Source organism: Rhizobium sp. SRDI943, assembly GCF_057653695.1.
Map to the genome: position 1 here is coordinate 2,053,993 of NZ_CM172787.1, position 21,300 is coordinate 2,075,292.

Genomic DNA, 21,300 nt, shown 5'->3' on the forward strand with positions numbered 1-21,300 from the left:
CCGTAAAGGAGAAACAACATGAAAAACGGCTTGGAAGATGTCATTGCTGCCGAAACGCAGCTTTCGGATGTCGATGGCGAAGCGGGACGACTGATCATCCGCGGTGTATCGCTGGATCACCTAGTTGCAGACGGCACCTATGAAGGCGTCGCCGCCCTGTTGCTCGATGGGCTGATGGAAAAAAGCTTCGACGAAGCGGAATTGCGCGACTGGTTGGCGCAGGCGCGAACGAGGATTTTCGGCCATATCAAGGCCGCCGATGCCGCCCTGCTCGCTTTGCCTCCTGTTGATGCGATGCGGGCGCTGATCGCCCGCCTGCCCGACGGCGAGGATTTCGATACTGCGCTCAGCCTTCTGGCTGCGCCCGCAGTTTTCCTGCCGGCGATCCTTCGCATGCAAAGCGGCAAAAGACCGATCGCGCCCGACGCCTCGTTGCCGCAGGCGGCCGATATCCTGCGTATGCTGACCGGAAAATTGCCGACCAGGGAGCAGACGGCGGCACTCGACACCTATCTCGTGACGATATCAGACCATGGCCTCAATGCCTCGACCTTCGCATCACGCGTCATTGCCTCGACGCAGGCCGGCCTCACTTCTTCCGTGCTCGCCGCACTGAGCGCGCTGAAAGGGCCGCTGCACGGCGGCGCGCCCGGTCCTGTGCTCGACATGCTGGATGCGATCGGAACGGCGGAGAATGCTTACTCGTGGCTCGGCGAAGCGCTCGACCGCGGCGAAAGGCTGATGGGCTTCGGCCACCGCATCTATCGCGTCCGCGATCCGCGCGCCGATGCACTGAAGGGAGCGCTGAAGCCGCTGATATCAACCGGACAGGTAAACAGCGCCCGCGGTACATTGGCCGAAGCCGTGGAGGCCTCTGCATTGGCCATCTTGAAGGCACGCAAACCGAACCGGCCGCTCGACGTCAATGTCGAGTTTTATACCGCGCTGCTGCTCGAAGCGCTCGGCTTTCCCCGCGAGGCCTTCACCGGCGTCTTCGCGATCGGCCGCACCGTCGGATGGCTGGCCCATGCCCGCGAACAGGCGCTCGACGGCCGGCTGATCCGGCCGCGCTCGGTCTATATCGGGCCGCTACCGGCGGCTGCCTGAAGATTGAATTCGGCGGCAGCATGTCCTGCCGCCGATCCCTAACCGCCGACGAAAGCGGCCAGATTGCCGAGCGTCGAGCGGCACCCTTCCTCATTGTCTTCGAGGCGGATCCCGGACGGAATATTGTCACAGAACATCGTCACATCGGTGCCTCCATCCGCAGGCGACAACATCGTGCTGACGGTCATCTCGCCGGAAAAGCCCTCGTCCTCGGAATCGAAGACCGTTGCCCAGACGATCCGTTCATCCGGCACGAGCTTGGCAAAGCGGCCTTCGAACCTGTCTGTCTTGTCGGAGGTCTTGCCCGGTTGCGATGTCTCGTCGTCGGGATAGACGAGCGACATGCAGAAGGCGCCGCCTTCCCTGCCCTCGAAGGCATGGACAATGCCCTTCATCGTATCGGGCGGAAGCCAGGTGGCGACCGCGTCTGCATCGAGGAAGGCGCGGTAGATGCGCTCGCGCGGCGCTGCGATGAAGCGTGAGACGGTCGTGCTGCGTGAAGGGGTCATGCCGGCAAGTTAGCGCAGGCACGGATGTTATCCAGATCGCGCCTGAAACAACGCGATCTGGTTTGCATGCATCAGACGAGGCGGCTCTGTTCCGTCGCCGCTTCTATGAAGCTGGCAAACAGCGGATGCGGGTCGAGCGGCCGGCTCTTCAGTTCCGGGTGGTACTGCACGCCGATGAACCAGGGATGATCCGGATATTCGATCGTCTCCGGCAGCACGCCGTCCGGCGACATGCCGGAGAAGACCAAGCCGCAGTTTTCGAGCCGATCCTTGTAATCGATATTGACCTCGTAGCGGTGGCGGTGACGCTCGGAAATATCGGTGGAACCGTAGATATCCGAGATCTTCGTGCCCTTCTTCAGCGCCGCCTTGTAGGCGCCGAGGCGCATCGTGCCGCCGAGATCCCCGGCTGCCGTGCGCTTCTGCAACTCGTTGCCCTTGACCCATTCGGTCATCAGGCCCACCACCGGCTCTTTCGTCGGGCCGAATTCGGTCGAGGAGGCACCGGAAACGTCGGCGAGATTGCGCGCCGCCTCGATGACCGCCATCTGCATGCCGAAGCAGATGCCGAAATACGGCACCTTGCGTTCGCGGGCAAAGCGGGCAGCATGGATCTTGCCCTCCGAACCGCGTTCACCGAAGCCGCCGGGCACCAGGATGCCGTGCACCTTTTCGAGATAGGGCGCCGGATCTTCCTTTTCGAAGACCTCGGACTCGATCCATTCAAGATTGACTTTGACGCGATTGGCGATGCCGCCGTGATGCAGCGCCTCGATCAGCGATTTATAGGCATCCTTGAGGCCGGTATATTTGCCGACGATCGCGATCGTCACCTCGCCCTCCGGCGTGCGGATACGATTGCAGACCTCTTCCCACGGGTCGAGCCGCGGCTTCGGCGCCGGCTCGATACCGAAGGCCGCGAGCACTTCGTCGTCGAGGCCTTCCTTGTGGTAGGCTATCGGTACATCGTAGATGTTGGCGACGTCGAGAGCCTGGATGACGGCAGACGGGCGAACGTTGCAGAACAACGAGAGCTTGCGGCGCTCGGCTTCCGGAATTTCGCGGTCGGCCCGCACCAGCAGGATATCGGGATGAATGCCGAGCGCCTGCAGTTCCTTCACCGAATGCTGCGTCGGCTTGGTCTTGAGCTCGCCGGCGGCCGGAATATAGGGCATCAGCGTCAGGTGAACGTAGACGGCGGTACCGCGCGGCAGGTCGTTGCCGAGCTGGCGGATCGCTTCCATGAACGGCATCGCTTCGATGTCGCCGACCGTGCCGCCGATCTCGCAGATGACGAAATCGTAGTCGTCATTGCCCTCGATGACGAAATCCTTGATCTCGTTGGTGACGTGGGGGATGACCTGCACGGTCGCACCGAGATAGTCGCCGCGCCGTTCCTTGTCGATGATGTTCTTGTAGATGCGGCCGGTGGTGATGTTGTCGGTCTTGGTCGCCGAACGCCCCGTAAAGCGTTCGTAGTGACCGAGATCGAGATCGGTTTCCGCGCCGTCGTCGGTGACGAAGACCTCGCCGTGCTGGGTCGGGCTCATCGTGCCCGGGTCCACGTTCAGATAGGGGTCGAGCTTGCGAAGCCGAACCCGATATCCACGGGCCTGCAGCAACGCTCCGAGAGCCGCGGCCGCAATTCCTTTTCCGAGAGAGGAAACCACGCCGCCAGTGATGAATACGTATCGCGCCATGGGATTCACCGGATACCTTTTCAAAAACGATTCCACCAGCCCAAAAATTCTTTTCCAGAACTTTCGATGCGTGGCGCAGGAATCTGAACAAAAGAAAACCGGCAGACCCGAGGGCCTGCCGGCGTTTATGTCGAAGACCGGCTTACTGTCCCGTCGGGACGCCGGAGGGCTGAGCCGGTGCCGGCGCGGCCGGAGCTGCGGGCGTTGCCGGAGCAGTCGTTGCCGGAGCAGTCGTTGCCGGAGCAGTCGTTGAAGGTGCGGTGGCTGCCGGGGCCTGAGTTGCCGGAGCCCCAGTTGCCGGCGTCTGAGCGGCGGGAGCCTGCGGTGCGGGCGTCGCCGCCCCGCTGCTCGGAACGCCGTTGCCGGCCGGCTGGGTTGCTGGAGCCTGTGCGCCACCGCCGAGCGAATCGAGAATGCCGTTGCCCTGGCCGCCTGTAGCCGGAATGCGATCGAGAATGTCGCTCGGACGGCCCTCGTAACGCGTCAGGATGCCGAGGCCGAGCGAGGTCAGGAAAAACAGGGTCGCAAGGATCGCGGTGGTGCGCGTCAGCGCATTGGCCGTGCCGCGGGCCGACATGAAGCCGGAACCGCCGCCGATGCCGAGGCCGCCGCCTTCCGAGCGCTGAATGAGCACGACGCCGACAAGGGCGAGCACGATCATGAGATGGATGACAATCAATACGGTCTGCATGGGTCCAGTCCTGCCCGCCTGGAGACGGACATAAGTAAGAATTCTGGCGGCTCTTTACATGAGGCTTTCATCTATTCCAAGCCCTTCGGCCCGGAATAAAACTAGGAATAAGCAATGCCTCAGGCGAGCAGCGCCTCATAGGCCCGGTAGATGGCGAGGAAGTCGGCCGCTTTCAAGCTCGCTCCGCCGATCAGCGCGCCGTCGACATTGGCGATGCCCATCAGCTCATGGGCATTGGCCGGCTTGACCGATCCGCCATAGAGAAGACGCATCTTGCGGCCTTCGTCGCCGAAGCGAGCCGCGAGCTCTGCCCGCATGAAGGCATGCGCCTTCTCGACATCACCTGATGTCGGCGTCACACCGGTACCGATCGCCCAGATCGGCTCGTAGGCGATAACTGTGGTCTCGGCGGTGGCGCCGTCCGGAACGGAGGCGGAAAGCTGGCGCTTGATGACGTCGAGCGCCTGGCCTGTCCGGCGTTCATCCGCCGTCTCACCGATGCAGATGATCGCCGTCAGCCCTGCGGCAAAGGCGGCCTCCGCCTTGGCGCGGACCAGATGGTCGGTTTCGGCATGGTCGGTGCGCCGCTCGGAATGGCCGACGATGACATAGGTGCCGAAACAATCGGCAATCATCTCGGCCGAGATGTCGCCGGTATGCGCACCGGACGGGTTCTGATGGCAGTCCTGAGCGCCGATCGCCAGCGGGCTGTCGGTGCACAGTGCCGTCGCCACATAGAGCAGCGTCGCCGGCGGGCAGATCAGCGCTTCGACCTTGTCGGCCAGCGGCGGATGAACACCCTCGGCGATCGCCTTGATCTGATCCAGGGAGGCACGCATGCCATTCATTTTCCAGTTTCCCGCCACAAGCGGGCGCACGTCAGGGGTCATGCTGGCCTTCCACAATCTGCATATGCCTTGGGCAATATCAAAAGCTTGTGGCAAAGAAAAGCATCATGCCCCTGACGTAAGGGGAATCTCGTCGATCCCGCGCATATTTCTGCCGAAAACCGCCCTTTCGGCATTTTTGCGCATGGCGTGATCGCAAAAACCGCCGCACATTTTTGCGCGACATGCTTTAGCCAGCCAGAATCCAGTTCAAAACCCGACGCCAGTCGATCATCCGGATCGGCGTCCCGTGATTGCCGGTCTGAAAAAGCGTGAAACGCGCCGGATATTTTGCCTTGTGCAGGCTTTCGAACAGCGCCTGCTGGTCTGTGGCTGCATAGACCGGATCGCGGCTGCCATGGGCGAACCAGAGCGGCAGCTTCGCCTTGTAGAAGGCGCTCCTGGTGAAATCGGGATCAGTGACCCCGCTCATGATCAGCATGCCCTTAAGCCGCTTGACGCTGTCACCATCGCGCGCAATGCCCCAGCAGACCTGGCTGCCCATCGAGGCGCAGGAAAGGATGATGGGCCGGCCGGGCGATTGCGCGCCGGCATGGCGGATGAGGCCGGCAATCGCCGCAACGCCGCTGCTGTCGAAGCTTTTGACCGTCGGCGAATAATAAACGCCGCCATTGCCGGCGACGAGGTTCTTCAGCCGGTTGAAATTGCCGCCGAAGCTATAGTCGTTGGCGCCGAGCCGGCGATCGCCGTCGCGCCCATGGATGAAAATCACCGTGAAAGCGGCACTCTGAGCAGGTCCCACCCTGGTGACATCAAGCTTGATGCCGTCGAGGGACAGCGTCTCGTCCGCTTGCGCCTTGCGGATGCCGAGCGCCACATATTTCTGCTGCACACGCTTTTGCGGGATCTGGTCGCGGCCGTTGATATCGCGCATCTCGTCATAGTCGATGAGCTCGAAGGCGCCGTTATCGCCGGTCTGCAACACGGTCTGCTTCGAAAACAGATCATCCTTGAACGGCGTCAGCACATCGGCTGCCTGCGCTGGTCCACTGGCGGACAGCACGGCTGCGGATAGGAAAAACGCCGCAATTGCGGTGATGATCGTGCAATGACTTGTGGACATTCGCATTCGGATGGTTCCTGAAGCCGGCCGCCGCTTGCCATTCTGCGCCCGGCAACGCAAATCATTGAGGAAAAGGCCGCCAAGTCCGGCGGTGTCGCGTATAGGTGTGCTTTCTGGCAAAATCTGCCTGATTCGCAAACGTGGCATGAAATGCGGTGATTTTGGGTCGGCGGCGGATGCCCGCCCAAGCCAGACCTAAGACAGGATGAAGATCTGAACGGCTCCATGGACGATAGCAACGACCTTTTTTCCGGAATGCCCCTCTCTGAAAAACGCGAGGAGGCGCAGAAGCCCGCCGCTCCGGTCGAACGGCCGCCGGCTCCGGCTGCGCCGGTCGCCGCAGCGCCCCCTGCTGCCGGAGCCTCAGCGCGCCCGGCACCCGCCGCCTCGAACTCGGATGATTACGGCGCCTCGTCGATCCGCGTCCTCGAAGGCCTCGAACCGGTGCGCATGCGCCCGGGCATGTATATCGGCGGTACCGATGAAAAGGCGCTGCACCACCTCTTTGCCGAAGTCATCGACAATGCGATGGACGAGGCGGTCGCCGGTCACGCCAATTTCATTGAGGTCTATCTCGACCTCGAGGGTTATCTGACCGTCTCCGACAACGGCCGAGGCATCCCGGTCGAGAACCATCCGCAGGTGCCGGGCAAGTCGACGCTCGAAGTCATCATGACCAAGCTGCATGCCGGAGGTAAATTCGACGGCAAGGCCTATGAGACCTCGGGCGGCCTGCATGGCGTCGGCGTTTCGGTCGTCAACGCGCTTTCCGACGACCTCGAAGTCGAGGTGGCGCGAAACCGCAAGCTCTACCGCCAGCGCTTCTCCCGCGGACTGCCGCAGGGCGGTCTCGAAGAGCTGGGTGACGTCCACAATCGCCGCGGCACCCGCGTGCGCTTCCATCCCGACCCCCAGATCTTTGGGGATCACATGAAGTTCGATGCCGCCCGCGTCTTCCGCATGGCGCGCTCGAAAGCCTATCTGTTTGGCGGCGTCGAAATCCGCTGGAGCTGTGAGTCGGGCGTGCTGCCCGAAGGCTCCGAGGTCCCTGACAAGGCCGTCTTCCACTTTCCCGGCGGCCTGAAGGACTATCTCCAGGCGACGATGGGCAAGGAGTTCACCGTCACCCGCGAGATTTTCGCTGGCAAGACGGAGAAGGTAAGCGGCCACGGCTCGATGGAATGGGCGATCACCTGGTATGGCGGCGATCCGCAGGTGCATTCCTATTGCAACACCATCCCGACGACCGAAGGCGGCACACATGAAGCGGGGCTGCGCATTGCGCTGACCAAGGGCCTGAAGGCCTATGCCGAGCTGACGCAGAACAAGCGCGCCGCGCAGATCACCACCGACGACGTGATGATCTCGGCCGTCGGCATGCTGTCGGTCTTCATTCGCGAGCCGGAATTCGTCGGCCAGACCAAGGACAGGCTTGCGACCGTCGAGGCGCAGCGCATCGTCGAGAACGCGTTGCGCGATCCCTTCGACCATTACCTTGCCGACAATCCGAACGAGTCTGCCAAGCTGCTCGACTGGGTGATCGAGCGCGCCGAGGAGCGCCTGCGCCGCCGCAAGGAAAAGGAAGTCAACCGCAAGACGGCAGTGCGCAAGCTGCGCCTGCCGGGCAAGCTCGCCGACTGCTCGCAGAACACCGCCGTGGGTGCCGAACTCTTCATCGTCGAGGGCGATTCGGCAGGCGGTTCGGCCAAGCAGGCGCGCAACCGCGCCAACCAGGCAATTCTGCCGCTGCGCGGCAAGATCCTCAACGTTGCCAGCGCCGGCCGCGAAAAACTCGGCGCCAACCAGCAGCTCGCCGATCTCGTCCAGGCTCTCGGCTGCGGCACGCGTTCGAAATACCGCGACGAAGACCTGCGTTACGAGCGCATCATCGTCATGACCGATGCCGACGTCGACGGCGCCCATATCGCATCGCTGCTCATCACCTTCTTCTATCAGGAGATGCCGGAGCTGGTGCGCGGCGGCCATCTCTTCCTCGCCGTGCCGCCGCTCTACAAAATCACCCAAGGGGCGAAATCCGCCTATGCCCGCGACGACAATCATCGCGCCGAGCTGATGCAGACGGAGTTCAAGGGCAAGGCCAAGGTCGAGATCAGCCGCTTCAAAGGTCTCGGCGAAATGATGCCCGCCCAGCTCAAGGAAACCACCATGGATCCGTCCAAGCGCACCCTGCTCAAGGTGCTGATCGACGAGGTGGATTTCGAAGGCACCCGCGCCGCCGTAGACGATCTGATGGGCACCAAGCCGGAAGCCCGCTTCCGCTTCATCCAGGATCGCGCGGCTTTCGCTGAAAACCTCGATATTTAGGGCATGATGCTACCTAGTAGTACCTTCAGCTTGTTCCAAAAAATGGGCTCATCGCGCCGAGCCGTTTTGCGATAGATTTTCTACATTGTCCAAAACGCCGTGCCCGATTTGACTATTCCAGGGAGAACTTGCGGCCCAGGTAAGCGCGAATTGGCGCATCGAAACAAATGGATAAAACATGTGCCACTCCAACAGCGGCCAGGACGGTGACGCTCACGGTGATTAACCGTGGAATGAAGCCATCGGCAAAGTGTTCGAATTGAGCACCAAGTTGAAAAACAGGCTGATGGACCATGTAGAGGGGATAAGACAACTTTCCGAGATATCCAGCGAATGGCCGCTCCTCACTCAGTGGGACTGCAGCCGCTAGCGCCACCACGATCGGAATCACGATAGCGATGCAGATGAAATCGTAGATCTCTCTCGGGACCGTCACCGGAAAGAACAGAACACCGATCAGGACGAAAAGTGGGATTTGAGGCGGTATCGCTCCGACGCGACGATGGATCTGCCAGCGAAAGATGAGAACGCCGGCAAGGAACGAAAACCCAACTCTGACAAATCCTTCAAAGAACGCCCGCCAGCTGCCAAATCCAACTGGCCCGATAGTACCCTCGATCGCGACAATCTGGAAAAGCGCCGCCGCCAATAATACGAGAACTGCTATCTCATGCCACAAATGAAATCTTCGGCGAGCGACGGATCCGTAAGTCACGCTGGCGGCCATTTCAAAACAGAGGGACCAGAGCGGATTGTTAATCGCGAACGCCTCTTGCCCCACCAGAAGCCCCAGGGGCAATAGGAGCATTGCACCAACCGCAAGAATTGAAACGTCGGCGAAAGAAAGACTTGCCGTGGAAGCAAATAGCGACGCGAGTACGCCCAAGGCGACGCCAGCCGCGATCATGGGATAAAGCCGTACCACGCGCTTCAGGAAGAATGTACTGCTCGGCAAAACACCGGACTTCAATTTTTGGTCGTACCCATTTGCGATAACGAAGCCGCTAAGGCAAAAGAAGAAATCCACGCCCAGGTAGGCGTAGGAAAGACCGAAGCCAAAAATCTGGCTGGCGTGTAAGAGAGCCACCGATAACGCAGCTATTCCCCGAAGCTCGTCCAGAAAGATAAAGTGGTTCTTTGCTTGAACCGCTCGGCTAGCAAGATGGGAATCATCGGCCGAACCAGGATCCACTGCCCTACGGAATGCTGAAGCGGTCAACTCGTCGGCCACAATTGGGAGCCCTTCTTACCCATGTCTTTGATCAGCCGGAACGCCACGCATCTTGAACTCACCTGATCCATGAATGGCTTCGTCAGATATGCGAGCGCTGTCCGCTCACCGGTCTGTATGAAGGCCTCCACCGGCACGCCCGGAACAGGCGCCGCCCGACCAAGCCTCTGCCACTCGCCATCGGAAACCTCAGCCCGGACGACACAGCAAATGAGACGCGAACGTTGGTCCGCGGCCACGCTTAGCCCTCGCTTTAGATCACAAGCACCATCTTCCAAGTTGCAATTCAGCGCCGATGATCATCAAAAGATGATTATAAATTGAATTTATAAATGAAAAGTGAAACTTACATTTTTACCCTCATCAGAAGAAATAATGTATTAAAAATGCACTCTAGGGTCGAAAGGCTGAATGCGCCTGTGGGGCGGATGGAAACAGTGTAGCGCGCCGCATTTTAGCATTCACGATTTCACGGAACTGATGAAGAACCGTAACAACTCCGTCAAACAACCGGCGCATGAAGCGGTCGGCGCGCCTTCCTCGGAGGGCATTTGCGCCGGTCGAACCGTTTTCAACCCTTGCCGGATATTTGTCATGACCAAGCGTTTTCTCGCGGCTGCCGCTCTCGCCCTTCTGTCAAGCACAGTCTCCGCCAGCGCCACAGATATCGGCGCCACCTTCGCGACCGCCTGCCCCTTCGGAGATTGCGCCGCTGGCATCTCGCTCTCCTATCTCGGTGAATTCGTCATCCCCACAGGCCATATCGAAAACGGCGTCGAATTCGGCGGCATTTCTGGCCTCGATTTCGATGTCGCCACCGGCCATTATATCGCCATCAGCGACGACCGCTCGGAAAGAGGCCCGGCCCGCTTCTATGAACTCAACGTCGATGTCGACGCGTCGGGCCTTAAGCGCGTTTCGGTCGTCAAGCAGGTGACGCTGAAAGACAAGAACGGCGAGCTCTTCGTTGCCCGGACCGTCGATCCAGAATCGATCCGCCTTGGCAAGGATGGCATCTATTGGGGCAGTGAGGGCGACGGCAAGGCGCTGCTGGCGCCCTTCATCCGCGTCGCATCGCCGGACGGTTCCTTCGTCCGCGAATTCAAGCTGCCGGAGGGCTTTGCACCGACCGCAGACAAATCGACCGGCATCCGCGACAACCTCGCTTTCGAGGATCTCGCGGTCGCGCCCTCCGGCGATGTTTTCGTCGGTGTCGAAGCGGCCCTTTACCAGGACGGTCCGAACCCCTCGCTGACGTCGGGCAGCCTGTCGCGCATCGTCCGCTACGACGGCGCCACCGGCGCGCCGAAAGCCGAGTACGTCTATCCCGTCTCGCCGATCCCGAAGGCCGACGGCGGTAATGACAACGGCATGTCTGAAATGCTTGCCCTCGACGATCACCGCCTGCTCGCCGTCGAGCGGAGTTATGCCCAGGGCTTCGGCAACAGCATCGAGATCATGATGATGGATCTGACTGATGCCACCGATGTATCCGCCATCGCGTCCCTCGCCAAAAACGACCAGCGCGTCGTCCCTGTCCGCAAGAGCCAGGTCCTCGATTTGAGGGCGATCGGCCTCGTTCCCGACAATATCGAGGCCATGTCGCTCGGCAAGGCCAAGGACGGCACCGATCTTCTCATTCTCGGCTCCGACAATAATTTTTCGACCAGCCAGAAGACGCAATTCTATGCCTTCAAGGTTGTCAGCCGTCCGCAGCAGTAAGACGCCCGGGTCTGCGGGTCGAATAGCGACGCTTTGTATACGCTTTCATGGTGCGGACCTTGAAACCGCCGGGTTGATGGCCCATAACCAGAGTACAAGAGAAAGAAGAGGCGCGCGTGGGTGTGTTCGACCGTCAGAAAAGCAATCATGAACCGCGATGGCTCGGATCGTCGGCGCAAACGCGCACGCCGCTGATTCCCTCGATTTCGGCGGCGCGCTGGTTGCTGGTCCTGGTCGTTGCTGCCGGCGTCTATTTCTTCTACGGCTTCCTCGTGCCGGTGCTCGCAGCCCTCGTCATCGGCTTTGCCAGCTGGCCGCTCTACCGCAAACTTCTTGCCCGCGTCGGCGGCAATACGACGATCGCCGCGACCATCGCGATCATCATGATCATCACCTTCCTGGTCATCCCGATCGGGCTTGCGGTCACCTATACGACGGGCGAAGTGCGCACCTGGGTCACCTGGGCGATCCATGCCAACCGCGTCGGCGCCCCGACGCCCGACTGGATCGTCGCACTGCCTTGGGCCGGTGCCTATCTCAATGAAGTCTGGACGAGATATATCGGCAGCCCCGGCGCCCTCGGCGAAGTCATCCAGGCGGTCAGCGGCGCCAATATCGGCAACATATACCGCGCCGTGCTCGCGGCCGGGGGCGGCGCCTTCCATCTGCTGCTGACCCTGCTCTTTATGCTGATCGCGCTGTTCTTCGTCTATCGCGACGGTTTTTCCTTTTCCAAGCAGATCGACATGCTGGGCGAGCGCATCCTGCCCAACCGCTGGGAGCGCATTTCCCGCGTCGTGCCGGCGACGATCAGCTCCACCGTCATGGGCATGACGCTGATCGCGATCGGAGAAGGCATCGTGCTCGGCCTTGCCTACTGGATTGCCGGCGTGCCCTCGCCGGTGACGCTCGGCGTTTTGACCGGTGTGATGGCGCTGATACCGGGCGGTGCGCCGCTCTCCTTCACGCTGGTCTCCATCTATCTGCTGGCGAGCGGCTCGCATGTCGCCGGCATCGGTCTCTTCGTCTGGGGGACGGTCGAGCTCTTCATCGTCGACAAGACCTTGCGGCCGAAACTCGTCGGCGGTCCGATCAAGCTGCCCTTCCTACCGACCTTCTTCGGCCTCGTCGGCGGCGTCAAGACGATGGGTTTCCTCGGCCTCTTCATCGGCCCGGTGCTGATGGCGCTGATCGTCGCCATCTGGCGCGAGTGGATCCACGAGGCCCGCAACGCCGATAAGAGCGAAACCGGGCCGCAGATCATCATCGACGAACAGGCCCCGCCGCCGGTCCCCGGTTCGCCGAAAACCATGCCGCGCGTCGCCGAAGGCTGAACATGGCTTCGCAGACCGGCTAACCCAGCCGCTTTTCCATGAACAGGCTGAGCGGATCCGGCAGATAGCTGCCGAAAGGCTCGATTTCCCGATATCCGTATTTGCGGTAGAGAGCGATCGCCTCGGGCTGGTAGATGCAGGTTTCGAGCCGGATCGCCGTCAGCTCCTTTTCTCCTGCGATTGCTTCGAGCGCATTCATCAGGCCGCTGGCGATTCTCAGCCCCCTCGCCTCGGGATCGACGAACATGCGCTTGATCTCAGCCGTGCCGTCACCGGCCTCGACCAGAGCGCAGCAGCCGACGATCGCATCGCCGTTGCGCGCGACGAGGAAGCTCACCGAAGGCTTCTCCAGCACGGAGAGGTCGACCAGATGGTTGCTTTCCGCCGGATAGAGCGATTGCGCATAGGCATCGGAAAGATCGAGAAGGCGGATGACGCCCTCCTGGCGCGGCGGCTCATGGGCGATGGTGACGGACATGTTGGCTCCTCTGCCGGCGCGTAACAAAATTTTCCCCGATATGACGGAGAGTTAATACCCTTGCCTTCATTCGGTTGGAATTGCGCCCTCTAAGACGATGAGGTGCTCAATAATTAAGGAAGCAAAATATGCAAGCGGTGCTGATCGCGATGACCATTCTCGGCTGCGACGATTCCATCAGCCAGTGCAATTATGTCGCGACGGTCGATAAACGCTGGGAAACTGTTTCCGCCTGTGATGCCGAAGCCGAACGACGGCTGAAGACCTATGTGAATGTCAACTATCCCTCGGTGATCGCGGTGTGCGAGGCGCCGAAAGCCATCGCCGCCGCCGAGCCGCCGAAACCAGCGCCCGCGCCTGCCGCCGCGCCCGAGGTCGCCGTCGCAGCGCCCCAACCAGCAGGAAGGATTGCCGGTTTTGCTGAAGGCATCGCCGGACAGGTCCGCGCCCACCTGCCCTCGGGCAGAAGCGTCAAGGACACACTCACCAAGCCGGTGCATTTCGTCTCCGCCAGTTATTCCTGGGTGGTGACGCGGCTAGCTGATTAGGCCGCCGCAAGCGCCGCATAGACGCGGGCCGATTGTCGCTGCTCGTTAACGTGCAGCTTTTCTACCATGTCGAGCAGTTCGCCGATCGCGCCATGCGCATCGTGATGGCGGAATCTTTCGAGAAGACGGCCGCAGACATTGCCGAGCACGCTGCCCGGCGCTTTTCTGGCGGCATCGCGCCACAGCATCGTCGCCTCGACGAAGATCACGCTGATATCCCTCGGCAGGCCGGCGGACTCGTAGAGCGCGCGCACGGCATGCATGCGCCCGGTGGCCAGGATCGAGCGCACGCGGCGCTCGCTGCACGCGGTCAGATCGACAATCGCGCCGGCAAAGAAATCCACCTTTCCGGCGCAGAGCGCATGCATCAGGAAGGACGGCGTCAGCCGGCCGTTGAGGCGCAAATGCGTCACGAGATCGGGTATTTCGCGCGGGGCGATGTCGCCGGCGATCGAAACGATAGCTGCCTCGGTCGCCTCGCGGCTGATGCGCTGAAGCCGCTGCAGGCCGATTGCCGCCTGCGCCAGCGGCAGCCCGATCAGCGCATTGCTGACATGCTGGGTGAGCAGCTGGCGGGCATCGGCGGGAAGATCGCTGCGGTCGAGAAGCAGGTTGCGGACGTCGCAGCAGTCGCCGAGCCGTTCGGCAATGCGTTTCAACGACAGGCTGGAGATCACCGCGCCGTCATTCTCCAGCAGGCAGAGCAGTTCTTCCTCGTCGCCGACCTCCGCAAGGGCGGCGGAAACCGGCCGCGTCACATGCGCTCTGGCGGCGATCAGCATGCGGGTGGCGCCGTTGCCGCGCGCGGCAAGGTCGACGAGATCGGCATCGCTCAAAAGCGGCGAGCAGGTCACCGCGTGGCAGGCGACCTCGGGCTGGTCTTCGGCAAGCGAAAGAATCAGGTTACGCGGCGCATCGGGCGACCAGGCGATCGCCTCGGCAAGCGCAAGCCGCACGCGCGGCGACGGATCGTCGAGAAGAAAGGTCATCGCCATTTCGGCCGCCGCCCGCTCGTCTGCGGACATTTCGGACTGCAGATAGGCGCGCCCGAGGGCGTTTGCGGCCCGAGCCCGGTCACCGGTCTTGGCCGTTTCGATCCAACGAAGGAAAGCTTCTACGATCACGCGACGCCCCAGCACTTGAACGCGATTCCCTCGCGCTCCATTCAATGCTGCGACCGTAGCGGCAAAAGGTTTAAGATTGGTTCACCATGTTTCTTAAGCCTTTGGACGCCTGGCGGTTGGGCTCAGCCTTGCTGGGGCTTCGGCCGGATCATCTCGAAAACATCGCTGCCTTCGCTGTAATCCATGTAGCCCATCCGGGCCAAAGGTCGGGCGATTGACATGTCGAGGCGGCCGTCCCTGACGATCGCTTCATCGATACGGATGCCGACCACTTCCCCGAAGACGAGGACGTTCTCGGACGGTTCTCCCGACAGCGTCTTCGGCTCGATGATCTCGGTGACCTTGCATTCGAGCACCGCGAAAGCCTCGTCGACATAGGGCGCGTCGATCAGTTCGGCCTGCTTCGGCGTCAGGCCGGCGAAGTCGAATTCGCTGTCGCCGTAGGGTAGCGCCGCCGAGGAGAGGTTCATCTTCTCGGCGAGATCGCGGCTGACGAAATTGCAGGTGAAGACGCCGGTCTCGGCCGCGTTGCGCTGGCTGTGCTTGCGTCCGGTTGAAGAAAACATCACCAGCTTCGGCCGGTCTGCAACGGCGTTGAAGAAGGAATAGGGCGCGAGATTGATCGAACCATCCCTGCCCTTGCTGCCGATCCAGCCGATCGGGCGCGGCGACACGATCGCCTTGAACGGATCATGCGCGAGCCCGTGCCGGTTGCTGTCGGTGGTGTAAAACATCAGTCTTCTCCGCCGACCCAGGTTACGGTATCGGCAAGTTCCGGCCGCGGCCGCTCGATCGCCGGAAATGTCGTCGAGCCGATATGAATGAAGCCCGCCACCTTTTCATCAGTCCCGACGCCGAGCAGTGGATAAGCACGCCCGTCATAGGCAAACCACTCCGTCAGCCAGTTGGCGACATAACCATTGGCATTGGCAGCGAGGATGACGTTGAAGCAAAGCGCGCCGGCCGACATCAGCTGCTCCCATTCCGGGATCTTGATATGCGGCCCCGCCTTGCTGACGATGGCGACGACCACCGGCGCACGGGTGAAACGGCTGCGCTCGACCTGAATCATCTCTTCGGAAAGGTCTGGCTTTGTCTGAAGTGCCAGCGCCAGAAGCTCCTCGCCGAGACGCACGCGCTGCTCTCCGCGATAGACGATGAAGCGCCAGGGCGCGATCTTGCCGTGATCGGGGACACGTGAGGCAAGACGCAGGATCTCCTCGATCTCAGCTTTTTCGGGGCCTGGTTCGCACATCTGGAAAGCGGGGATGGAGCGGCGCACGGCGAGGTAGTCGATCAGCTTGATATCGGATTTCATACGGGAGAAGCTCTCATTTTTATGCTGCTGCAAAGGGTGGGTCTTGAATTTGCCATCGCGTTGGTCTTGAAGTGACCTTTGCGATTTCAGAAGTCAATCGGTTCACGAAACAGATGTTTGGCATTTTGCCTTTTGCACGCATCGGCCTTGCCATTGCCCTGATGGTATTGATGCCCCTCGGCGCCGGCGCTCAGGATGCCTTCAAGGAATTCAAACAGCTTGAATCGACGCCGAAGATGCCGAAGCTCGATGCCTTCATCGCGCCCGGCACTGTGCCCGAAGGGGTCAAGCTGCGCGACGTCCCGATGGAGGCCAAGCTGACGGCGGACGGCACGCCGGTTGAGGAGGGCCTTTCCTGGTACGTCTTCAGCCCGATCGCCGGAGCCGACGGCAAGCTGCCGCTGATCGCCAGCGCCAAGGGCGGGCCTGCCGCCTTCCAGCTCGCGCCCGGCGATTATTTCGTCAACGTCTCCTTCGGCCGCGCCGGCGTCACCAAGAAACTGACCGTGCCCGCTGACGGCGAGGTCGACAAGCAGGTGATGGTGCTCGATGCCGGCGGCCTGCTGCTCAATGCCGTCTCCGGCGCCGATGCCCGCATCCGCCCCGACCAGTTGAGCTTCTCGATCTATTCCTCGGAAGTGCGCGACGATGGCGAGCGTGGCCTCGTTATGGCCGATATCTCGCCGAATACCGTCGTCCGTCTCAATGCCGGCACCTATCACGTCGTTTCCGAATATGGCAGCGTCAACGCCGTGATCCGCGCCGACATCCAGGTCGAGGCCGGCAAGCTGACGGAGGCGACGATCCAACATCGCGCCGCGCAGATCACCTTCAAGCTGGTCTCCGATGCCGGCGGCGAGGCGATCGCCGATACCGCGTGGTCGATCCTGACGGCGGCCGGCGACAGCGTCGGCGAAAGTGTCAGCGCCTTCCCCACCATGGTTCTCGCCGAAGGCGGATATTCCGCCGTCGCCCGTAACAAGGACAAGATCTACCAGCGCGATTTCACTGTCGTCGCCGGCAGGAACACCGATGTCGAGGTTCTGATGAAGGACCAGCAGCCGCAGCCGCCCGTGAGCGACGCGGCCCGCACGGTACAGCAGGTGCCGGTCGGCACACCGCCGCCGCCGGGTGTCCAGCCAGCTCCGGTGGCACCGCTGCCCTCCTACGAACAGCTCGTGCCGCAGGGCGGCGACGACACCAGCCTCGATTGATTTTTCCGTGAGCGGTTTCGGCTCGAGCCGACGTCGGCGCCACTGAGAAGACGGATCGCGGCCAGAAGCCCCCCGGCCGTGCAGCTCAGCAGTGCTCAGGCGCGGATTCCATCATTGGCATAGAGTATTTTTCTGAAACGCACCCCGGTCTTGGGGTGACACGTTCCGATAAACATTATGGCCAGAGATCAGCTTCCGACAGCGCCGAAGCCAGGCGCTGTCGGTTCCCGGCCGTTTTCAGGCCGCCTTGGCTTTTTTTGCTTCGGCCTTCCGACGGATGTCAGGCGGTGTCGCTTCGAGGGCAAGGCTCTCGACGGCGGCGTCGAGCCCCATCGAAACCTGGTCCTGGCTGCCGAGGCGGCGGATGTTGACCGTGCGCTCCTCGGCTTCCTTCCTGCCGCAGACGATGATGACAGGAACCTTCGTGACCGAATGCTCGCGGACCTTGTAGTTGATCTTCTCGTTGCGGAAATCGGTTTCGACGTTGAGACCGGCCTCGCGCAGCGCCTCGGCCACTTCAAGCCCGTAGGCGTCGGCTTCCGAGGTGATCGTTGCGACCACCACCTGCAGCGGCGATACCCAGAGTGGCATATGGCCGGCAAAGTTCTCGATCAGGATGCCGAGGAAGCGCTCCATCGAGCCGCAGATGGCGCGGTGGATCATCACCGGCTGCGTCTTTTCGGAGTTGCTGTCGATGTAGAAGGCGCCGAAGCGTTCCGGCAGGTTGAAGTCGACCTGCGTCGTGCCGCACTGCCATTCTCGGCCGATCGCATCCTTCAGCGTATATTCGAACTTCGGACCGTAGAAGGCGCCCTCGCCCGGCAGGATGCCGGTCTTGATGTTGTTCGACTGCTGCTGGATCGTCTCCAGCACGCCCATCATCACGCTTTCGGCGCGGTCCCAGAGATCGTCCGAGCCGACGCGCTTGTCCGGCCTTGTCGAGAGCTTGATGGTGACTTCGTCGAAGCCGAAATCCTTATAGACCGAAAGAATCAGGTCGTTGATCTTCAGGCATTCGGCGGCCATCTGCTCGTCCGTGCAGAAGATATGCGCATCGTCCTGCGTGAAGCCGCGCACGCGCATCAACCCGTGCAGCGCGCCCGACGGCTCGTAACGGTGGACATTGCCGAATTCGGCCAGCCGGATCGGCAGTTCGCGGTAGGATTTCAGCCCGTGCTTGAAGATCTGGATATGGCCGGGGCAGTTCATCGGCTTCAGCGCAAAGACGCGATCATCGTCGGTGTCGTCGCCGGCAACCGTTACCTTGAACATGTTGTCGCGATACCAGCCCCAGTGGCCGGAGGTCTCCCACAGCGACTTGTCGAGCACCTGTGGCGCATTGACTTCCTGATAGTCGCCGGCCAGCCGGCGGCGCATATAGGCAACCAGCGTCTGAAAGACGCGCCAGCCCTTGCCGTGCCAGAAGACGACGCCGGGACCCTCTTCCTGGAAATGGAAGAGATCCATCTCGCGGCCGAGCCGGCGATGATCGCGCTTTTCGGCTTCGGCAAGCATATGCAGGTAGTTGTCGAGTTCCGACTGCTCGGCGAAGGCCGTGCCGTAGATGCGGCTCAGCATCGGATTGTTGCTGTCGCCGCGCCAATAGGCGCCAGCCACCTTCAAGAGCTTGAAGGCGCTGCCGATCTGGCCGGTCGAGGCCATGTGCGGGCCGCGGCAGAGGTCGAACCAGTCGCCCTGGTAATAGATCTTGAGATCTTGCCCTTCCGGGATCGCATCGACGAGTTCGACCTTGTACTGCTCGCCCTTGTCGGCGAAGACCTGTTTCGCCTTCTCGCGCGACCAGACCTGCTTGGTGAAGGCGGCGTTGCGGGCGATGATCTCCTTCATCTTCTTTTCGATCTTCGGCAGATCGTCGAGTGTGAAGGGCTCGTTCTTGGCAAAGTCGTAATAGAAGCCGTTTTCGATGACCGGGCCGATCGTCACCTGGGTGCCGGGCCAGATCTCCTGCACCGCTTCGGCCATGACATGCGCCGCGTCATGGCGGATGAGTTCGAGCGCGCGGTCGTCATTGCGGGTGATGATCTCGATCCTGCCGGTCGTCACGGGATCGGAAAGGTCGCGCACGGTGCCGTCGATCGCAACGGCGACCGCCTTCTTGGCCAGCGACTTGGAAATGGATTCGGCGACATCCCGGCCGGTTGCGCCGGCATCATAGCCGCGCACGGAACCATCGGGAAATGTCAGGGAAATAGCTTGGGACATCGAAATTCTCCTTGTCCAGTCCCGCCAACGAATGCGGGTGGTTGCAACGACAGCGCCTCCGTCCTTGGATGCGCTGCCGCCTGATACTCAGATTTGCTGTGTGAGTAAAGACGAAGCCGGGCTACATGATCATTTCGGCAAGGCCGCACACGGTGTTCCAGTTGCGCATCGTACCGACGCCGATCCGCTTCGTCGTCAGGGCCGAAAGCAGCTTGGATTGGCTCGGCTTGCCTCCGAAATCGATCCAGAGATCGCCGCCGACGACGGCGATGCGCTGCCCCTCCGTCATCAGCGGTTTCAGCGCCTCCACCTTCTTCGGGTCGACCGGCAGGCGCATCACCCGGACGATCACCTGGTCGCCATTGCCGTCCTTGAAGGGGTTGGTGCTGCAAAGCGCCATCCAAGTGCAGTCGCTACGCACGATAATGTCGACATGTTTGCCGAATTTTTCTTCAAAGGCCTCTTCCAACGTGACCTCGAGTTCGTGCGGCCGCATTTCGTCGGCCTCGAAGACGAGATTGCCTGTGGAAACCAGCGTGCGCGGCTCGCGATAACCGAGCTCTTCGGCAAGGGCGCGCAAATCCTGCATGATGACGCGGCGGTCGGGCGTCAGGACAATGCTGTGCAGAAGGGCTATGAAGGTGCTCATGGCGGTCACCCTCTCTTGCGTCCGAGGGCGAGATAGCGCCAAGGGGTCCACCAGCGGAAGCTGTCGCCGAGCATCTCCGGCACCTGGTCGAGGCCGCTGGTGCCGCCGGGGCCGCAGCGGCCGACGCGAAACAGTGTCATCCAGCCGCCGGCCCAGAGGCCATGGCGGGCGATCGACTCGTAGCCATATTCGGAGCAAGTCGGGATATGCCGGCAGGAATTGCCGACAAAGCCGGAAAGCGTCAGCTGGTAGAGGCGGATCAGCCCCATGCCGAGCAGGCGGTCGGGAGACTTGCGGAACGGGCCGGTATAATTGCGGGAAGTGAGTGCCGCCTTTTCACGCGGCTTTGCTGAACCGGCGGCACCGCCGTCGTCCTCATCGTCAGCCTGCCGAGCGCAGAACTCGCACATGTCAGTTACGCCTCGACAATTTCCGCCCGTTTTGCCTCGATCTGCCCGATCGCATCGACAACCGCATCGAAGGTCAGCATCGTCGAGGCATGGCGGGCCTTGTAGTCCCGCACCGGCAGCAGATAGCGCATGTCTTCGAATCGTCCATGGGGCCCCGCCCCGTCCGCCTTCAACATGGCGAGCATGTCCTGGCGGGCCTGGCGCAATTCGTCCGATGTGGCACCGACGACATGGCGGGCCATGATCGAAGACGAGGCCTGGCCGAGCGCGCAGGCCTTTACGTCATGGGCAAAGCCGGTCACGGTGTCGCCATCCATCTTCAGCCAGATCCGCACCTTTGAGCCGCAGAGCTTGGAATAGGCCTGGGCGCTTGCATCGGCATCATCAAGCGCGCCGGTCAATGGAATATTGCCGGCGAATTCGAGGATTTTGCTGTTGTAGATATCGTCCATGCTGGATTTCCGCTCCAAAATCACTGCGGATCGGCCTCTGTGGGGGCGTTATTGTCATCAAAACAAAAAACACACCGTGTCGTGTGAGGATACTTACATACGATGGCCGTCTTCCTATATGTATGTCGTTCGAAGGCCATTAAAATGCAATGGCCTCGTGTAAGTTTGATTGGGAAACCGTGCCGGACGGGCTGAACTGCCCTGAAAGCCCCGGAGCCTGCCAAAGGTGCATGAATTCCCGCATGGGATTGACCAGTGGCGATTCCGACAGATGGGTCCGCGGTGCGGACCAGG

General features: G+C 61.4%; 21 protein-coding genes. 7 read left to right on the forward strand and 14 right to left on the reverse strand.

Features of this window, described 5'->3' with window-relative positions; genetic code table 11:
• The first annotated feature begins 18 nt into the window (after positions 1-18).
• Entirely contained in the window at positions 19-1,107 is a 1,089-nt protein-coding gene (locus AC245Y_RS10720) for a citrate synthase/methylcitrate synthase (RefSeq protein WP_012757530.1), read from the forward strand.
• Positions 1,108-1,145: 38 nt separating this feature from the next.
• Here AC245Y_RS10720 and AC245Y_RS10725 read toward each other — a convergent pair whose 3' ends face one another.
• The 4 genes from AC245Y_RS10725 to tpiA form a co-directional block, all read right to left on the reverse strand.
• Positions 1,146-1,616, reverse strand: coding sequence for an SRPBCC family protein (locus AC245Y_RS10725; RefSeq protein ID WP_017994129.1), 471 nt, complete (start codon positions 1,614-1,616; stop codon positions 1,146-1,148).
• A 71-nt stretch (positions 1,617-1,687) separates the two neighbouring features.
• Entirely contained in the window at positions 1,688-3,316 is a 1,629-nt protein-coding gene (pyrG, locus tag AC245Y_RS10730) for a CTP synthase (RefSeq protein ID WP_012757532.1), read from the reverse strand.
• A 142-nt stretch (positions 3,317-3,458) separates the two neighbouring features.
• Positions 3,459-4,007, reverse strand: coding sequence for a preprotein translocase subunit SecG (gene secG / locus AC245Y_RS10735; protein WP_017994130.1), 549 nt, complete (start codon positions 4,005-4,007; stop codon positions 3,459-3,461).
• A gap of 119 nt (positions 4,008-4,126) precedes the next feature.
• Positions 4,127-4,897, reverse strand: coding sequence for a triose-phosphate isomerase (tpiA, locus tag AC245Y_RS10740; RefSeq protein ID WP_012757534.1), 771 nt, complete (start codon positions 4,895-4,897; stop codon positions 4,127-4,129).
• On the opposite strand from tpiA, the gene AC245Y_RS10745 reads away from it, so the two are divergent.
• A complete protein-coding gene (locus AC245Y_RS10745) occupies positions 4,845-5,048 on the forward strand; it encodes a hypothetical protein (protein WP_162770397.1) in 204 nt (67 codons plus the stop codon). The genes tpiA and AC245Y_RS10745 overlap by 53 nt on opposite strands.
• Before the next feature lie 36 nt (positions 5,049-5,084).
• Here AC245Y_RS10745 and AC245Y_RS10750 read toward each other — a convergent pair whose 3' ends face one another.
• Positions 5,085-5,984 (reverse strand): phospholipase, encoded by a 900-nt coding sequence (locus AC245Y_RS10750; RefSeq protein WP_012757535.1) that lies wholly within the window; start codon positions 5,982-5,984, stop codon positions 5,085-5,087.
• A 219-nt stretch (positions 5,985-6,203) separates the two neighbouring features.
• Between AC245Y_RS10750 and parE the strand changes: the two genes are divergently transcribed.
• The gene (gene parE, locus AC245Y_RS10755; RefSeq protein ID WP_012757536.1) at positions 6,204-8,303 is read left to right on the forward strand and encodes a DNA topoisomerase IV subunit B; all 2,100 of its coding nucleotides are present in this window, start codon (positions 6,204-6,206) and stop codon (positions 8,301-8,303) included.
• Positions 8,304-8,415: 112 nt separating this feature from the next.
• On the opposite strand, the gene AC245Y_RS10760 is transcribed toward parE, so the two are convergent.
• On the reverse strand, positions 8,416-9,534 hold the full coding sequence (locus tag AC245Y_RS10760; protein ID WP_020486978.1) for an acyltransferase family protein: 1,119 nt from the start codon (positions 9,532-9,534) through the stop codon (positions 8,416-8,418).
• A 594-nt stretch (positions 9,535-10,128) separates the two neighbouring features.
• On the opposite strand from AC245Y_RS10760, the gene AC245Y_RS10765 reads away from it, so the two are divergent.
• Together AC245Y_RS10765 and AC245Y_RS10770 are read left to right on the forward strand one after the other, a co-directional pair.
• On the forward strand, positions 10,129-11,256 hold the full coding sequence (locus AC245Y_RS10765; RefSeq protein WP_017994133.1) for an esterase-like activity of phytase family protein: 1,128 nt from the start codon (positions 10,129-10,131) through the stop codon (positions 11,254-11,256).
• 116 nt (positions 11,257-11,372) lie between these two features.
• On the forward strand, positions 11,373-12,590 hold the full coding sequence (locus AC245Y_RS10770) for an AI-2E family transporter (RefSeq protein ID WP_012757539.1): 1,218 nt from the start codon (positions 11,373-11,375) through the stop codon (positions 12,588-12,590).
• Positions 12,591-12,609: 19 nt separating this feature from the next.
• Here the strand turns inward: AC245Y_RS10770 and AC245Y_RS10775 are convergent, their stop codons facing one another.
• Positions 12,610-13,068 (reverse strand): GNAT family N-acetyltransferase, encoded by a 459-nt coding sequence (locus AC245Y_RS10775; RefSeq protein ID WP_017994134.1) that lies wholly within the window; start codon positions 13,066-13,068, stop codon positions 12,610-12,612.
• Between the two features lie 128 nt (positions 13,069-13,196).
• Between AC245Y_RS10775 and AC245Y_RS10780 the strand changes: the two genes are divergently transcribed.
• Complete coding sequence (locus AC245Y_RS10780; protein ID WP_012757541.1) at positions 13,197-13,616, forward strand: hypothetical protein; 420 nt, start codon at positions 13,197-13,199, stop codon at positions 13,614-13,616.
• Here AC245Y_RS10780 and AC245Y_RS10785 read toward each other — a convergent pair.
• The 3 genes from AC245Y_RS10785 to AC245Y_RS10795 all read right to left on the reverse strand — a co-directional run bounded on the left by AC245Y_RS10785 (position 13,613) and on the right by AC245Y_RS10795 (position 16,058).
• On the reverse strand, positions 13,613-14,755 hold the full coding sequence (locus AC245Y_RS10785; protein WP_012757542.1) for a DUF2336 domain-containing protein: 1,143 nt from the start codon (positions 14,753-14,755) through the stop codon (positions 13,613-13,615). The two genes, AC245Y_RS10780 and AC245Y_RS10785, sit on opposite strands and share 4 nt — an antisense overlap.
• 107 nt (positions 14,756-14,862) lie before the next feature.
• On the reverse strand, positions 14,863-15,474 hold the full coding sequence (locus AC245Y_RS10790) for a flavin reductase family protein (RefSeq protein ID WP_017994135.1): 612 nt from the start codon (positions 15,472-15,474) through the stop codon (positions 14,863-14,865).
• Positions 15,474-16,058, reverse strand: coding sequence for a nitroreductase family protein (locus AC245Y_RS10795; RefSeq protein ID WP_017994136.1), 585 nt, complete (start codon positions 16,056-16,058; stop codon positions 15,474-15,476). The genes AC245Y_RS10790 and AC245Y_RS10795 overlap by 1 nt, the downstream gene beginning before the upstream one ends.
• A gap of 113 nt (positions 16,059-16,171) precedes the next feature.
• Between AC245Y_RS10795 and AC245Y_RS10800 the strand changes: the two genes are divergently transcribed.
• Positions 16,172-17,272 carry a hypothetical protein gene (locus tag AC245Y_RS10800; protein ID WP_026157357.1) on the forward strand — a complete coding sequence of 367 codons (1,101 nt, stop codon included), beginning with the start codon at positions 16,172-16,174 and terminating at the stop codon, positions 17,270-17,272.
• Positions 17,273-17,509: 237 nt separating this feature from the next.
• Here the strand turns inward: AC245Y_RS10800 and thrS are convergent, their stop codons facing one another.
• The 4 genes from thrS to AC245Y_RS10820 form a co-directional block, all read right to left on the reverse strand.
• Positions 17,510-19,495: a threonine--tRNA ligase gene (thrS, locus tag AC245Y_RS10805; protein ID WP_012757546.1), complete on the reverse strand. Its 1,986-nt coding sequence runs from the start codon at positions 19,493-19,495 to the stop codon at positions 17,510-17,512.
• Between the two features lie 121 nt (positions 19,496-19,616).
• Complete coding sequence (locus AC245Y_RS10810; protein WP_026157358.1) at positions 19,617-20,144, reverse strand: DUF1697 domain-containing protein; 528 nt, start codon at positions 20,142-20,144, stop codon at positions 19,617-19,619.
• Positions 20,145-20,149: 5 nt separating this feature from the next.
• A complete protein-coding gene (gene yidD, locus AC245Y_RS10815) occupies positions 20,150-20,554 on the reverse strand; it encodes a membrane protein insertion efficiency factor YidD (protein WP_017994139.1) in 405 nt (134 codons plus the stop codon).
• A 5-nt stretch (positions 20,555-20,559) separates the two neighbouring features.
• Positions 20,560-21,006, reverse strand: a complete 447-nt coding sequence (locus AC245Y_RS10820; protein ID WP_017994140.1) for an iron-sulfur cluster assembly scaffold protein — start codon at positions 21,004-21,006, stop codon at positions 20,560-20,562.
• Positions 21,007-21,300: the final 294 nt, after the last annotated feature.

What these genes read in the sequence shown, in the direction of transcription:
- AC245Y_RS10720 (WP_012757530.1), top strand. Translation starts at nt 19, where the DNA reads ATGAAAAACGGCTTGGAAGATGTCATTGCTGCCGAAACGCAGCTTTCG.
- AC245Y_RS10725 (WP_017994129.1), bottom strand. Translation starts at nt 1,616, where the DNA reads ATGACCCCTTCACGCAGCACGACCGTCTCACGCTTCATCGCAGCGCCG.
- pyrG (WP_012757532.1), bottom strand. Translation starts at nt 3,316, where the DNA reads ATGGCGCGATACGTATTCATCACTGGCGGCGTGGTTTCCTCTCTCGGA.
- secG (WP_017994130.1), bottom strand. Translation starts at nt 4,007, where the DNA reads ATGCAGACCGTATTGATTGTCATCCATCTCATGATCGTGCTCGCCCTT.
- AC245Y_RS10745 (WP_162770397.1), top strand. Translation starts at nt 4,845, where the DNA reads ATGCCATTCATTTTCCAGTTTCCCGCCACAAGCGGGCGCACGTCAGGG.
- tpiA (WP_012757534.1), bottom strand. Translation starts at nt 4,897, where the DNA reads ATGACCCCTGACGTGCGCCCGCTTGTGGCGGGAAACTGGAAAATGAAT.
- AC245Y_RS10750 (WP_012757535.1), bottom strand. Translation starts at nt 5,984, where the DNA reads ATGCGAATGTCCACAAGTCATTGCACGATCATCACCGCAATTGCGGCG.
- parE (WP_012757536.1), top strand. Translation starts at nt 6,204, where the DNA reads ATGGACGATAGCAACGACCTTTTTTCCGGAATGCCCCTCTCTGAAAAA.
- AC245Y_RS10765 (WP_017994133.1), top strand. Translation starts at nt 10,129, where the DNA reads ATGACCAAGCGTTTTCTCGCGGCTGCCGCTCTCGCCCTTCTGTCAAGC.
- AC245Y_RS10775 (WP_017994134.1), bottom strand. Translation starts at nt 13,068, where the DNA reads ATGTCCGTCACCATCGCCCATGAGCCGCCGCGCCAGGAGGGCGTCATC.
- AC245Y_RS10780 (WP_012757541.1), top strand. Translation starts at nt 13,197, where the DNA reads ATGCAAGCGGTGCTGATCGCGATGACCATTCTCGGCTGCGACGATTCC.
- AC245Y_RS10790 (WP_017994135.1), bottom strand. Translation starts at nt 15,474, where the DNA reads ATGTTTTACACCACCGACAGCAACCGGCACGGGCTCGCGCATGATCCG.
- AC245Y_RS10795 (WP_017994136.1), bottom strand. Translation starts at nt 16,058, where the DNA reads ATGAAATCCGATATCAAGCTGATCGACTACCTCGCCGTGCGCCGCTCC.
- AC245Y_RS10800 (WP_026157357.1), top strand. Translation starts at nt 16,172, where the DNA reads ATGTTTGGCATTTTGCCTTTTGCACGCATCGGCCTTGCCATTGCCCTG.
- thrS (WP_012757546.1), bottom strand. Translation starts at nt 19,495, where the DNA reads ATGTCCCAAGCTATTTCCCTGACATTTCCCGATGGTTCCGTGCGCGGC.
- AC245Y_RS10810 (WP_026157358.1), bottom strand. Translation starts at nt 20,144, where the DNA reads ATGAGCACCTTCATAGCCCTTCTGCACAGCATTGTCCTGACGCCCGAC.
- yidD (WP_017994139.1), bottom strand. Translation starts at nt 20,554, where the DNA reads ATGTGCGAGTTCTGCGCTCGGCAGGCTGACGATGAGGACGACGGCGGT.
- AC245Y_RS10820 (WP_017994140.1), bottom strand. Translation starts at nt 21,006, where the DNA reads ATGGACGATATCTACAACAGCAAAATCCTCGAATTCGCCGGCAATATT.